Source organism: Shewanella phaeophyticola (assembly GCF_025398315.1).
GTDB lineage: Bacteria > Pseudomonadota > Gammaproteobacteria > Enterobacterales > Shewanellaceae > Shewanella > Shewanella phaeophyticola.
The window spans coordinates 4130075-4144682 of sequence record NZ_JAODOQ010000001.1; the positions used below are offsets into that span (position 1 = coordinate 4130075).

A 14608-nucleotide genomic window follows, 5' to 3' on the forward strand; every position below is an offset into this window, starting at 1 on the left:
AACTTGTTATTATTGTTGACCACCGTATTGACGGGTGAGCACTTCTAAGTTGTTACCATTGCGCTTAAGCACGCTGTCCATTCGAAATATTGCGTTGTCTACTTTGGCACCAGCATGTAATAAAAAATATTCGCTGTCGACCACAAAACTGGACTTAAGATCGTCTTCAGCTTCAATACTGCTGAGCGACGAGCTTTCCCAAAATTCTTCAATCGTACCGTAACCATCTGCGGGACGTTCATTAATGATGCTTTCTGCTTCGCTTATCGATACTTGGTTTTCTAACATGCCAACAAGTAATGCGGCTTGCTCTACTTTAACTGTGTTGACATTCAATATCTGTCGGCTGTCGCCCGGTATTGCACATACGTAATCTAATATATTTATATATACATTTTGATTAAAGCCCAATACTGCTCTTAATTCACTGCGATGTTGCATCAAAGTATTTGCCGCACGATATGGCACATTACGTGATTCATATTCAGCATCTTCTGCGCCATATGTACTCGAGACAGAATCGGTATCGATATAGTCTTTTAATGTTTGTGTTAATTGTTCAGCGCCAAACTCATCAATACCCAAGCTAATCAACATAGCCTGAAATTGCCTTGCAGCCAATGTCATTTTAGGCTGGTTATTTTCAGTTTCAGTTGAGGGCTCACCCACAGCATTAACATTAAAGCAAGCACGCATGTCGTTTATTTCACCAACAATTTCACCATATTCGGCAGGAAAAACAACATTAGCCAGCGCCCAATATTGTTGTAAATGCACAGTGCCTTCGGCGTCTTCAAAATCTTGTTTAAGCACTTTGATTGCAAGTTCTTCAGCCGACATGGCATACCAGTATGCCTGATCATACTGCGCCATATTCAATGTGCGCCGCATTGACAGTTGGTTACGACTGGTAATATTTGTCGCAATAACCACGACCATAGCCACAATCAGCATGACCACAATGAGGGCTACTCCGCGCTGCTTTTGCCCACCCATTAGGTTGACTCCTCATCATCTGAGTCATCTGAGTCATCTGAATCTTCTTTTGAATCATCGTCGGATGTTTCTGCAGGCGCACCTTTAGGCAATAAAAAGCGCCGCTGGATTTTACCTAAACCTTCAATCTCTATTTCCATGGCAATACCTTTAGGCATAACGGTGCCATCAACTTTGGTTTGCCAACTGTCATCAATATAAAACGAATACTCAACCGATAACACATGGTCAATCACTAAACTTTTTAACGGCTCCGCACCAACAACAGGTTCAGGGTATGGGTAATACCAACGCTCTAACCGTCCGGCTTGCACCACATAAGCAACTGACTGCACACTGCCTCTTGGTAGCATGCCATCAGGGTTTAACCAGCCAAGTCGATAGAACATTAATGCTTGGGTATCTGAGTCAAGAATATTATCGCCCGCTTGAAAAAACTGACTGCCACGGTCGCCTTCAAATGATCTTGCCGTGCGTGCCACCATTTGGCCTAAATCTCTTTCTAATGCACCAAAGCCTTGTTGTAATGCTTTAAGCCGAACAGAAAACTCTTTGGTGACTTCATCGTTTTTCATTACTGTCGACAATACCGAGTTAGCCGCGAGGCTCAACATGGCAAAAATCGCGATCGCGATGAGCATTTCAAGTAAGGTAAAGCCTTTGTAATTAGTCGTTGTTGTGCACATAACTGCTTACCTGAGCGACAATACGTTGATAGCGGTTATCGTCACTGACACTCACTTTGATCATTCTAAATTTTTCATCGGTAGTTTTAACCACTTCTTGGCGCCAAAACCATTCACGACCAGCAAGTTCGACCTCGCCTTCTTTTTTACCAATGTCGGGAAATGCATCCGTTAATCGCACTTCAACCATTTGATTACTGGCAACCCATTGCGCCAAGGTGCGCTCTTCTAAAATGGGCATGTTGGCCATTTGTTCACTTAAACTTTTGGTCACTGATACGGCCGCAATTGAAAACACCGCTAAGGCAACTATCACCTCGAGCAAGGTCATGCCCCGACATTTTGTTACAGATCCTTTTAGGTGACGTGAAATCGATTTACTCATCGACACGCCCTAATGTCAGCCGCCCTAATGCGTCGCCAACGATCAATACATTAACCCGCTTAAGTTCGTCAGTAACAGTGGAAAAATTAAGTTCAAACGGCGTCATTTCGCCACTAGGAAAAAGCAAAATTTGTGGTTCGGGATGCTTTTTTTATCTTCTTCGCTCTCTTCATCAATAAATGGCTCATCAAACCAAGACTCGTCTTGCTCATCTTCTTGCGATAATGGCATGCCATCTATCACAACTTCAAGTAAGGTCCCGGGTTCATTTTTTGCGTCGCCAGTAAACGGTCTTGTTCGACAGGCATCCATTTACCTTCTCGATAAAACACAAATTGATATTGGTCTTCGTCAATCACAATACCGATAAACTGACCACTGAGCACACTTTCATCCAGCACCATTTCGGTCGCCGACATAAATCGCTGCGCTTGCTTGTTAAGTGCTTGCTCTGGTCCTGCCGCACTCATAGAAATAGTGACAGCCGATGCCACTAATCCCATTAACAATGCGACGAGTAATACCTCTAGTAAGGTGAATCCAGCATGACGACGATAAAGCATATTATTGGAAGTCTTGTAAGTTCCAGCTGCCAATATCATCTTCAGAGCCTGCTTGTCCGTCTGGACCTGCACTGAAAATGTCTATTTTTCCGTTCTCACCAGGGCTTAATAGGTAATAGTCATTGCGCCATGGATCCTGAGGTAAGCGCTTAACATAACCACCGTCCCGGAAATTACGTGGCTCTGGCGACGAGTTAGGCTTAGTCACTAAGGCGTCAAGCCCTTGCTCTGTTGTTGGATAAATACTGTTGTCTAACTTATACATGTCTAAGGCATTTTCGAGCGCAACAATGTCTGAAACGGCCTTTTGTTGGTCTGCTTTGTCTTTGTTACCCATCAAGTTAGGCACAACCATTGACGCCAAAATACCAAGAATAACAATCACCACCATAACTTCGAGCAAGGTGAAACCGCGTTGTTTGTTGTGTTGTTGCATTAAAGACTTCCTTCTAAAAATGACTCAAATCTTGAACTTATCGGCTTTGCTTTATGGCTTAGCCACTGATTAAATTATTTAACTCTAAAATAGGCTGTAAGATTGCCATCACAATAAATAATACAACCGAAGCCATACTGACTACCAGCATAGGTTCAAACACCCCAAGAGCAATATTAACGTTAGACTCAAACTCGCGGTCTTGGTTGTCTGCCGCACGTTCAAGCATACTTTCTAACTGACCGCTTTTTTCACCAGAGGCTATCATGTACAACATCATTGCGGGGAATAACTTAGTATTAGTCAACGCCGCACCCAAACTGGTTCCCTCACGCACCCGTGCAGTGGCATCATCAACTGCAGCACGCACTTTGACATTTTGTAATACTTCACTGGCAATACGCATACCATCTAGCAGGGGCACTGAACTTGCCGATAAAATACTTAATGTACGAGCAAAACGGGCGGTATTGAGGCCTTTACTCACTTTGCCGATAACGGGCATATTGAGTAACATTGTGTCATATTTCATCCGCATGATTGGATTGCTCAGCATGCGCTGAAACAAAATCAAGCCACCAAAGATAATCAAGACAACCAATAACCCCCAGTGCTGAACAAAGTCAGACGCTAGGATTAAAAATTGGGTGGTACCAGGAAGCTCTTGGCCCATATGTTCAAACTGACCCACAACTTTAGGCACTACTGCAGCAAGTAATACAGCGATAACGCCGATAGCAACCACGGTGAGTACGATAGGATAAATCATGGCTTGGGTGAGCTTAGATTTAAGCTGTTGTCGACGTTCGGTATAGTCTGCAAGACGATTAAGCACCACCTCTAAATGGCTCGACTTTTCACCAGATGCGACCATTGCACGGTATAAATCATCAAAAACATGAGGAAATTCAGCCATAGAGTCGGCTAGGCTGTACCCTTCTACAACACGCGAACGTACAGCCATAATCATATTACCTAAACGGGCTTTTTCTGACTGTTGGCCAACCGCTTTTAATGCCTCTTCAATCGGTAAGCCTGCGGCAACCAACGTGGCAATTTGACGGGTAATTAACGCCAACTCTGCAACCGAAATCCGTTTTTTGAACACATTGCTAAAGCTAAAGCCGCCGCGTTGTGTGCGGGCTTCTTTTTCATTAACGGGGTGTAATTCAAGGGGCATTAAGCGTTGCTCACGCAGCTGACTACGAGCATGACGTGCAGTGTCGGCTTCTATCACACCTTTTACTTGTTTGCCTTTATTATCAAGGGCTTTGTATTCAAACGCTGCCATTGATTATTCCTCGCGCGTCACACGTAGTACTTCTTCAAGAGTAGTGACACCCGCCAAGACTTTACTCATACCGTCATGTCTAATGCTTGGCACGGATTTACGCACGTATTTTTCGATGGCTAGTTCGCCACGACCACCGTGAATAAGCTCACGCACATTGTCATCAACAATCAATAACTCATGGATACCCGTTCGGCCACGGTAGCCATTATGGCCACAAGCTTTACATCCTTTTGCACGGTAAATAACACGCGTGTCGTTAGCAGTAACACCTAATAACTCACGTTCACGTTCGTCTGGTTCGTGGGTCGCTTTACAATGAGGGCAAAGGGTACGAATAAGGCGCTGGTCAATACCCCAAGTAAGCTCGATGACACCAAGAACGGCTCAACACCCATATCTTGTAAACGGGTAATAGCGCCAGATGCCGTGTTGGTATGCAATGTTGAAATAACCAAATGCCCTGTCAATGAGGCTTGCACTGCAATTTGGGCGGTTTCAAGGTCACGAATTTCACCAATCATCACCACATCAGGGTCTTGACGTAAAATAGCCCGTAAACCGCGAGCAAAAGTCATATCGACCTTGGTGTTTACCTGAGTTTGACCAATACCTTCTAACTCGTACTCAATTGGGTCTTCTACCGTTAAAATATTGGTATCTTTGGAGTTAATCTCGGTTAAGCCCGCATACAAAGTGGTACTTTTACCGGAACCGGTTGGGCCAGTAACCAAAATAATGCCATGAGGTTTACGAATTAATTCGTCAAATTGCTCGCGAATATTGTGAGTCATACCGAGCTGTTGCAAGTCTAAGTTGCCAGTGTTTTTATCTAATAGACGCATGACTACACGCTCACCATGACTCGATGGCATAGTCGACACACGCACATCGACGGCACGGCCGGCAATACGTAACGAAATACGCCCATCTTGTGGCAGGCGTTTTTCAGCAATGTCTAAGCGCGCCATCACCTTAATACGTGACACCAATAATGAAGATAACTTACGGTTTGGTTTAAGCACTTCTTTTAACACGCCGTCAATACGAAAACGTACAACTAGTTGTTTTTCGTAGGTTTCAACGTGAATATCCGACGCTTCTTCTTTAATGGCTTCTGACAACAATGCATTGATCAATTTAATGATAGGTGCATCGTCATCACCTTCAAGCAAGTCTTCAGTTTGCGGTAGTTCTTCAGCTAGGGTAAACAAGTCCATTTCATTGCCAATGTCTTCCATTAGCTGCTGAGCTTCTGAAGAGTTAGCTTGATAGGCTTGGGTTAATTTAGCTTCAAATTTAGCAACATCTAGCTTAATAACCGCTAACTCAACTCCCGCATAGCGACGTACTTCAAGCATCGCGTTGAGCGGGGTCTTGTCAGTATAAAACAGACACAGTTGTTCATTTTCTTTGGCTAAAACCAATTGAAAACGGTGTGAAAACGCAAACGGCAGACGCTCTTTGCTGTTCGAGTGAAAAACCTCGTCGCCTTCGACCACTTCCATGGCGACATCACTAGATACTTGGGCTAATGGCTCTGTCACTACGCTATCACTCATTATCTTCAGCCTTTTCCTTTTGCAGACTTTCATCAATAATGCGTAACGCTGGATCAGAATCTCGCAGTTCAGTACCTAACCCTTGGCGATTGTTATAACGTTCTAGCATGTCATTGACTTCATCTGGCAAGTAAGCTTCTTGATTCCATTCTTCAAGCACCGGAATATCAGTGTTAGGCATTAAGTTAACACCGCGCTCCTGTTGTTCAAGTTGTAACGCTCTAAAGTAGTTATATTTACGGCCAGCGATCCCTTCCATTGTAATGCCATCTCGTATGATGGTTGGCTTAATGAAAATCATTAGGTTTTTCTTGGTCGTAGAGCTAGAAGAAGATTTAAATAACCAGCCTAAATATGGAATGTCACCCAAAAGAGGCACTTTTTGCACGCTCTCTTGCACTTCTTCACTAATCAAACCACCTAATACCACAACCTGACCAGAATCGGCCATCACGGTCGTAGTCAAACGACGAGTCGAGAAACTGATATCGACCCCCGTATTACCATTCACACCTGAAACTTCTTGTTCAATGGTCATCTTAACCGATGAGCCTTCGTTAATTTGTGGTACCACTTTTAACTTAACACCAACCTCTTTACGCTCAACGGTTTGGAACGGGTTATCATTACTTGAGCTCGACGTTGAACCGGTAAGAATAGGCACTTCATCACCGACAATAAATGAGGCTTCTTGGTTATCTAAGGTAGTAATTGATGGCGTAGCTAAAATATTGGATTTGGTGTCGCTTGATACCGCTTGAATCAATGCAGCAAAATCACCAGTCGTCACGCCCCATGCCATACCACTTACACTACTTAACGCATCAGAAAGTAATGTGTAGTCACCATCTGATGTTGGGTTTGTGGTTGTGGTAGAGCCACCATCAGAGTTAGTTACGGTAACGGTGGTGCCTTCTTCTTCTTGAGCCGCTAATACACCAGCGCCTACATCTGTAATGGTGGTACCAATGTTACTAAATTGCGTTAAGCCTCCACTTGCACTACCCATTTGCACACCAAAACCAATGTCATCACCTTCAGAAATCTCAACAATAATCGCCTCAATCAATACTTGAGCGCGGCGAATATCTAACTGATTAATGACACTTTCAATGGTACGTAACTGATCGGGCTCGGCACTGATCACCAACGAGTTGGTGTCTGGGTGAGCCATAATATTAATGTCACTACGGCGCTGGCTACTTGAAGCTTGAGCCGATGTGCTACCGTCTTTACCTTCTTGTAGATTTTGCGCAAAACCTGTCAGTACTTCAACTAAATCTTCTGCTTTGGCATAACGCAAATAACGTACTTTTGTGTTACCCGTATTCGCTTGCTCGGCATCAAGGCGCTGAATAAGCTCAACGACTCGCTCACGGCTTTTTTCATCACCGCTCACGATAACGGCATTGGTGCGCTCGTCGGCAACCACTTTTGGAGTTTGACCCGGTAATTGAGCTTGATTGGCGCTTGAACGATAAAGTGCTTCAACAATACGCACAATTTCGCCCGCTGAGGCAAAGTTAAGCGATACGACTTCAACGGCTGTGTCGCCTTGCTTATCTACGCGGCGTACAATTTCAACCAGCTTATTTACTACAGCAGCGCGGCCTGAAATCATTAGCACATTAGCTTGGTCGTAGTTGACCACATTACCACCGCCAGCATTGTCGTTTAACTGACGTAATAACGGAGCAAGTTGCTTAGCTTCAGAGTTATACAATGGCACCACGCGGGTGACCATTTCATCACCTAAGCCTGGCATCTTGTCATCGGCCACACGAATAGCCGATGTTTTCGCGTCTTTGTCTTTAATGACTTTAATCACGTGGTTTTCCATCTCAACGACAGCATAACCATAGACTTGTAAGACGTTTAAAAAGAACTGGTAATATTGATCATCATTCAATAAATCGTAACTGCGTACGTTAATTTTACCTCGTACGGTAGGGTCAACGATGATGGTTTTATTGAGGTTTTTACCGACAATATTAATAAACTCTTGAATGTCTGTGCCTTTGAAGTTAGCCGCATATTGCTCCGACCACGCCATTGGCGCGGCCATCATCGCAGCGCCGACTAACATTCCAGCAATAATCTTATGTCGGATTCCTTTGTTATTCATTTTACTCAATCCTCTAACGCCAAATTATTCTGGCAAACTAAACATGATTTCGACCAACTGCCCTTCACGCTCTACCATGACAGCCATTTCGGTGAGCTCAGGCAATTGCGCCATCACTTCTAAAGCCTGACCCATATCGGTCAAGTCATACCCATTGATTGATTTTGCTAAATCGCTTGGTTGAAAGCCCGCTTGCTTAAACAGTGCGACATCCTTACCCGGGTTTAAACGATAACCAGATAGCTCCTCGCCATCGCGAACTGGTGAAATAGCGAGATAATCTGTAATTTTACTTGGATCAGCCAATAACTCATCGCGAGAATTAGACAGCTCTTCAGAGAAACGTTCATTGTCACGACGATCTACTCGAGTCACCCTTTTATCGACCTTGGCTTGTTGTAACTGCTCATTAGCCTGGCTTTCTGCACTGTATTTAAGTCCATCAAGCATCAAGGTTTCATAACGACCACCATTGGTGATAATAATCCTGTCGGCATACACTTCTTTTAACGATGCTGACGTACCTTTGATTTTGTCGCCTAGGCTGTAGGTTTCTTGCTTACCACTAGACTCAATCACCGCCAGGCCTTGCTCTTCTGTTGTAGAAGCAACAACACCAGTCAATTGAATTGAAAGGTTGGTTTTGGGCGCATCGGTAATCTGCTCAACGACTTCAGCCTTAGGCTTGTTGGCATTGCCATCAACACGACCAAAAAGTAATAGATTACGCACACCAGAAAGCTCAATACGCTTTGCAGTGCTCGCAGAAATAGGGGAAGGTTGCCAAATCGCGGATGGCGAAGACACAGGCATTAACTTCCATGTAATTTGTGCCGCAAGTAGCAACACAATGACCAATCCCAGCCAAAATACCACGCCACTTATCGGTTTATGCGGCACAGATGCAGCCTTGTTGATCAGTTTATCTAATAAATCCATATGTTTTTGAATCCTCTATACGTCTTGGTACAGGTCTCTGTTTTAATGTTTAAAATGTTATACCTATTTGCCATGCTAACCCACAGAGAATAAAGCAACAACCCTCGAGCATATCGATTGGCGAATCTTCACCAAATATGCTAAGTTTGCGCCCACAAATGAGGCTCAATTTAACCCCAGGATGCAATAATACTTGTATTGTATGGCAGTTAAGTTACTCAGTCTGTGAAATCATCCCTGTTTTGGAGGCTTTTGAATCAATTTCAGTCCGAAAAAAGCATTATTCGGTTAGATAAGTGGCTTTGGGCGGCACGATTTTACAAAACTCGCGCCATCGCAAAAGATATGATTAACGGCGGTAAAGTACATTACAACGGTCAAAGGACTAAATCCAGTAAGAATGCTGAAGTTGGTGCGAAAATTCGCCTGCGCCAAGGCAATGATGACAAAGAAGTTATCATTAAGGTGTTATCAGGTCATCGACAAAGCGCAAGCATCGCGCAAACCTTGTATGAAGAGACCCCCGAAAGCATTAGCAAACGTATAATCAACGCTGAAGCTCGGCGACTTAATATTTTGAATAATCCGGCACCAGATCATAAGCCGGATAAAAAACAACGACGACAGCTTATGCGCTTTAAAGATTTTTAAGCGCCTAACAGAGTTAAGAGAGTAAAGATGAACAACGATATTTTACACCGCTACCTTTTTGACGACGCCGATGTTCGCGGTGAAATCGTACAACTTGAAAACAGCTACCAAGAAGTGCTTTCAGCCCACGACTATCCAGTAGCATTACAACATTTGCTCGGCGAGCTAATGGCTGCTACTTCACTATTAACTGCAACCATTAAGTTTACCGGCGACATCAGCGTGCAATTGCAAGGTGACGGCTACCAGTATCTCTTGCAGTTATAAATGGTAATAATGAGCAAGTATTACGCGGTGTCTCGCGCTGGAAAGGTGAGATAGCAGACGATGCCAGCTTACAAGAGATGTTTGGTAAGGGTTATATGGTGATTACCCTTACTCCAGATGAAGGTGAACGCTACCAGGGTATCGTATCGCTAGACCACGTTAACTTAGCAGCTTGTTTAGAAGAATATTTTAATCAATCTGAACAGTTACCAACACAAATTCAATTGTTTGCTAACGGCAAACAAGCAGCAGGTATGTTATTGCAAGTGTTGCCTACCAAGTCTGAACAAAATGATGACTTTGAACACTTATCAACATTAACCGCCACAATTAAAGCGGAAGAGCTATTTACGCTTGAAGCGCCAGAAGTGCTGCATCGTTTATACCATCAAGAAGAAGTACGTTTATTTGATCCAGTCGATGTAACGTTTAAGTGTACTTGTTCACGCGATCGCAGCGCCGCCGCGATTAAAACGCTTTCTCAAGCAGAAATTGAAGCAATTTTAGCTGAGGAAGACAAAATTGATATGGGTTGTGAATACTGCAACCAAGTTTATACCTTTGATGCTATCGACGTGGCGGCACTATATGCTGGTAGTCACAGTAACGATGCAAAGCAGTAAACAAAAAAAGATCTAAAAACCGTAAGCAATTACATAAAAAAGCGCTAAAAGCGCTTTTTTTGTACCTAAAAATAGTCAACAAAAGTACTAAACATTAAAAACTTTCATAAAAATTACCAAACTGTTCGTTACCAATGCCTAAACATCAGTTACAATCGCCTCATTAGCTTACAGCCATCACGCAACAATAAGAATCGAGCTAATACCCCTACATAATAATACCGATTAAAAGCGAATACCGACCAAAAAGACATGGAGATCAACACTATGGCGGATTTAACACACCGCGTGAACCTTAACCCTACGACAGCACAGCTTGTTGAAATCGCGCTTCTTCGTGGAGAAGGTCAGCTAACCGCCAATGGTGCATTAGTGGCTAAAACGGGCGAAAGAACAGGTCGTTCCCCTAACGACCGCTTTATTGTAAAAGATCCAACGACAGAGGCAGACGTAGAATGGGGCAACGTAAACCGCCCATTTGATGCAGGTAAATTTGATGCATTATGGGGCCGTGTTGAAACTTACCTGGCAGACAAAGAACTGTTTATGTCTGAACTCGAAGTTGGCGCCGATGATGAGCATTACATTCCGGTTCGGGTAACCACGGAATATGCATGGCATCAAATTTTTGCTCGCAATCTGTTTATCATTCCAACCGTGTTTAACCGCAACAACAAAGACACATGGCAAATTATTAATGCGCCAGGGTTTGTGTGCGATCCTGAACGCGATGGTACCAACTCCGATGCCGCAGTGATTCTTAACTTCGCCGAACGTAAAGTGCTGCTTGCAGGCTTGAAATACGCTGGCGAAATGAAAAAATCGATGTTTTCAGTGCAAAACTTTTTACTCCCAGCTAAGGGTGTACTACCAATGCATTGCTCAGCAAACGTCGGACACGATGGCGATACCACGTTATTTTTTGGCTTATCGGGCACGGGGAAAACAACCCTATCTGCCGATCCTAAGCGTTTGCTCATTGGTGATGATGAACACGGTTGGGCGCCAGGTGGAGTATTTAACATTGAAGGCGGGTGCTACGCCAAATGTATCGACCTAAGCCAAAAAAATGAACCGGTAATTTGGGATGCGATTCGTTTCGGCACTGTATTAGAAAACGTGGTGCTTGATGAACAACGTGTACCTAACTATAACAACACCAGCTTAACTGAAAACAGCCGCGCGGCTTATCCACTTGAGCATATTGACCAACGCAAAGAAGAAAACCGCGGTGCCGAGCCTCATGCTGTTGTATTTTTAACTTGCGATGTATCGGGTGTATTACCGCCGGTATCAGTATTGAGTAAAGAACAAGCCGCTTATCACTTTTTATCAGGCTACACAGCAAAAGTAGGCTCTACTGAAATGGGCTCAACCTCAGCGATTCAGTCAACCTTTTCTACTTGTTTTGGTGCACCATTCTTTCCTCGCCCAGCAGGGGTATACGCAGAGCTTCTTATGCAGCGTATTGAATCGTTTGGTAGCCAAGTTTACTTGGTTAATACAGGATGGACTGGCGACTACATGGCGTAGGTAAACGTTTTGATATTCCAACCACTCGCGCCATTGTCGACGCCATTGTCAGTGGTGAGCTAAAAGATGTTGAAACCGTCCACATTGATAAACTCAATCTGCACGTACCTGTAGCCGTTTCAGGGGTAGACAGCGCATTACTGAACCCCGTTAACACATGGAAAAACACAGCAGATTATGACAAGTTTGCTCAGCAATTAGCACAAGAGTTCAGCGAAAACTTTGCTAAATATCAAGTGTCTGATGCGATTAAACAGGCTGGCTCGAAAGTATAAAATGCCACTAAGCTAGGGTCTGTTGATCTTTCAAGGTTGTTTTTGCAGCGAATTGTTGGCCATTTGTACAAGGCAGAGACTTTGAAGTGTAGTTATTCTACATAAAAAGTCGATAACGCAGTAAAAATGGCCAACAAACGCTGCCCAAAGGGTTCGGCTAAAAACGTTTTACTCTTTGTTGAATGGATTTTGCTTAGATGACTAGGCATCAATCCATTCGTCTCGATTAACACGTTTTTAACTCGAACAAAATTCAACCAGCAAAGATCAACAGACCCTAGGCATTTTATAAACCACAAAATCCCAACTTTTAGTTGGGATTTTTTTATTTTTCATCCTCATATTCCGCAGAGGTAATGCTATGATGTCATATCAATTTATCTCCCAACATCATTACGTTGAGGTCTTCATGCGTCGTTTTTTGCTTGCTAGTTTATGGGTCAGCCCTTTGTTATTTTGCGTCACTGCCAGTGCGACGACAGAACAACAAGCACAGCCCTCATCGCTCATCAGCATCACGCCAGCAAATACCTTTATCAACGACAGCATATTACCGCAGATTCAGTCTTGGTCAGGTGCCAGCGAAACCTTACTCATGGCGGCAGATCAACCCTGGGCAACCCCTTTTGAACAACAAGGGTACCTCAGCACACCAAACTATGACGACACCATGGCGTGGTTAGATAAATTGGTCGACAGTAGCGATTTATTACACAAAGTTAACCTAGGGAAAAGCCCTCAAGGACGCGACATTTGGATGATAGTTGCCTCAAGTGAAGGTGCCGAAACGGCTACGGCATTATCCAACAACGACAAAGCAACGGTATTAGTACAAGCGGGGATCCATTCGGGCGAAATTGACGGCAAAGATGCTGGGATGATGTTACTAAGAGACATTAGCCACGGCAACAAAAGAGCATTACTTGAAAACGTAAACTTTTTGTTTATACCCATATTAAGCGTTGACGCACATGAGCGCAGTAGCGAATACAATCGCGTAAATCAGCGAGGCCCAATTAATATGGGTTGGCGTACCACGGCAAATAACCTCAACTTAAATCGCGATTATGCCAAAGCCGATGCCCTAGAGATGCAACACCTGATCCGCGCCATCAATATTTGGCAACCCGATCTTTACATTGATGTGCACGTTACTGATGGTATTGACTACCAATATGATGTCACCTTTGGTTACAACGTAAAGCAAGGTTACAGCCCAAGCAGCTTTACTTGGTTAGAAACGATTTATCGCCCTGCGATAGAAGCCGTCTTGACTGAGCAAGGCCATATTCCAGGTGCCATTAGTGTTTGCGATAGATAATGCCGACATGGCTAAAGGCGTGTCATTATGGAATCCTAGCCCACGCTTTTCCAATGGTTATGGTGATGCTCGCCACTTACCAACAATTTTAATCGAAAATCACAGCCTAAAACCTTATAAGCAAAGAGTACTAGGCACTTATGTAATGCTAGAACAAACACTGAAAACGGTAGCTCAAAATAGCACCAAATTAAAATCAGCTATTTATGAAGATAAATACCGTAATCCAAGTAAAATAACCTTAACTTGGCAAAGCGAAATATTGCCGCAAGGCCGAGACTTTAAAGGGATTGATTATCGAATTGAACCTAGCCCAATTAGTGGGGCAGATGTAGTGCGTTGGACGGGTGAACCTAAGTTGTATGCCAATATTCCTGTTACGGCCAACACCAAAGCGGATGTGATTGTGTCGCGTCCTGTTGCTTATTACATTCCACCGCAATGGACAAAGGTCATTGAACGCTTGTCTTTACATGGCATTCGTATGACCAAATTAACCAAGCCTACCTCTATTGTTGCCCAACAATATCAATTTAGCGATCCTGTATTTTCAAGCGCTGATTATGAAGGGCACCAAACAGTTACGGCTAACACCAGTCGCCATAAAATAACCACTGTATTACCCACTGGCACAATCCGCATTGCAACCGACCAACCTCTGGGCGATTTAGCCATATTATTACTTGAGCCGCAGGCTGAAGACTCATTATTTTATTGGGGCTTTTTCAACACTATTTTTACTCGTACAGAATACATTGAAGACTATGCGGTAGAGCCTCTTGCGGCCAAAATGTTAGCAGAAAACCCGGCATTACAAAGTGAATTTGAGCAGGCGCTAGCCGACCCAATCTTTGCCAATGACAGCAAAGCCAGATTGAGATGGTTTTATCAGCGAAGTCCTTATTATGATAATCAGTATCTAATGTATCCGGTATTGCGCGCTGCAAAGTAAGCC

The 14608-nt window shown here is 43.7% G+C and carries 8 protein-coding genes and 6 pseudogenes; 4 read left to right on the forward strand and 10 right to left on the reverse strand.

Annotated features, from left to right (window positions below):
* Positions 1–9: 9 nt before the first annotated feature.
* The 9 genes and pseudogenes from gspK to gspC all read right to left on the reverse strand — a co-directional run bounded on the left by gspK (position 10) and on the right by gspC (position 8983).
* Entirely contained in the window at positions 10–996 is a 987-nt protein-coding gene (gspK, locus tag N4T56_RS19175) for a type II secretion system minor pseudopilin GspK (RefSeq protein WP_261734306.1), read from the reverse strand.
* Positions 996–1682, reverse strand: coding sequence for a type II secretion system minor pseudopilin GspJ (gene gspJ, locus N4T56_RS19180; RefSeq protein WP_261734307.1), 687 nt, complete (start codon positions 1680–1682; stop codon positions 996–998). Before gspJ ends, gspK begins: the two co-directional genes overlap by 1 nt.
* Positions 1663–2067, reverse strand: coding sequence for a type II secretion system minor pseudopilin GspI (gene gspI, locus N4T56_RS19185; protein ID WP_261734308.1), 405 nt, complete (start codon positions 2065–2067; stop codon positions 1663–1665). Before gspI ends, gspJ begins: the two co-directional genes overlap by 20 nt.
* A pseudogene (gene gspH, locus N4T56_RS19190) lies at positions 2060–2630 on the reverse strand (type II secretion system minor pseudopilin GspH). The gene gspI and the pseudogene gspH overlap by 8 nt, the downstream one beginning before the upstream one ends.
* 1 nt (position 2631) lies before the next feature.
* Positions 2632–3066, reverse strand: a complete 435-nt coding sequence (gene gspG, locus N4T56_RS19195; RefSeq protein WP_261734309.1) for a type II secretion system major pseudopilin GspG — start codon at positions 3064–3066, stop codon at positions 2632–2634.
* Positions 3067–3124: 58 nt separating this feature from the next.
* Positions 3125–4357: a type II secretion system inner membrane protein GspF gene (gene gspF, locus N4T56_RS19200; RefSeq protein ID WP_261734310.1), complete on the reverse strand. Its 1233-nt coding sequence runs from the start codon at positions 4355–4357 to the stop codon at positions 3125–3127.
* 3 nt (positions 4358–4360) lie between these two features.
* Positions 4361–5919, reverse strand: a pseudogene (gene gspE / locus N4T56_RS19205) (type II secretion system ATPase GspE).
* Entirely contained in the window at positions 5912–8044 is a 2133-nt protein-coding gene (gene gspD, locus N4T56_RS19210; RefSeq protein WP_261734311.1) for a type II secretion system secretin GspD, read from the reverse strand. Before gspD ends, gspE begins: the two are co-directional and overlap by 8 nt.
* A gap of 24 nt (positions 8045–8068) precedes the next feature.
* Positions 8069–8983, reverse strand: a complete 915-nt coding sequence (gene gspC / locus N4T56_RS19215; protein WP_261734312.1) for a type II secretion system protein GspC — start codon at positions 8981–8983, stop codon at positions 8069–8071.
* A gap of 252 nt (positions 8984–9235) precedes the next feature.
* Between gspC and hslR the strand changes: the two genes are divergently transcribed.
* From hslR to N4T56_RS19230, 3 genes and pseudogenes are all read left to right on the forward strand, one after another.
* Positions 9236–9634 carry a ribosome-associated heat shock protein Hsp15 gene (gene hslR / locus N4T56_RS19220; protein WP_261734313.1) on the forward strand — a complete coding sequence of 133 codons (399 nt, stop codon included), beginning with the start codon at positions 9236–9238 and terminating at the stop codon, positions 9632–9634.
* Positions 9635–9661: 27 nt separating this feature from the next.
* Positions 9662–10524 (forward strand): annotated as a pseudogene (gene hslO, locus N4T56_RS19225) (Hsp33 family molecular chaperone HslO).
* Positions 10525–10791: 267 nt separating this feature from the next.
* Positions 10792–12332: pseudogene (locus tag N4T56_RS19230) on the forward strand (phosphoenolpyruvate carboxykinase).
* Here the strand turns inward: N4T56_RS19230 and N4T56_RS19235 are convergent.
* Positions 12290–12541 (reverse strand): annotated as a pseudogene (locus N4T56_RS19235) (hypothetical protein). The pseudogenes N4T56_RS19230 and N4T56_RS19235 sit on opposite strands and share 43 nt — an antisense overlap.
* Positions 12542–12741: 200 nt before the next feature.
* On the opposite strand from N4T56_RS19235, the pseudogene N4T56_RS19240 reads away from it, so the two are divergent.
* A pseudogene (locus N4T56_RS19240) lies at positions 12742–14605 on the forward strand (M14 family metallopeptidase).
* Positions 14606–14608 lie beyond the last annotated feature (3 nt).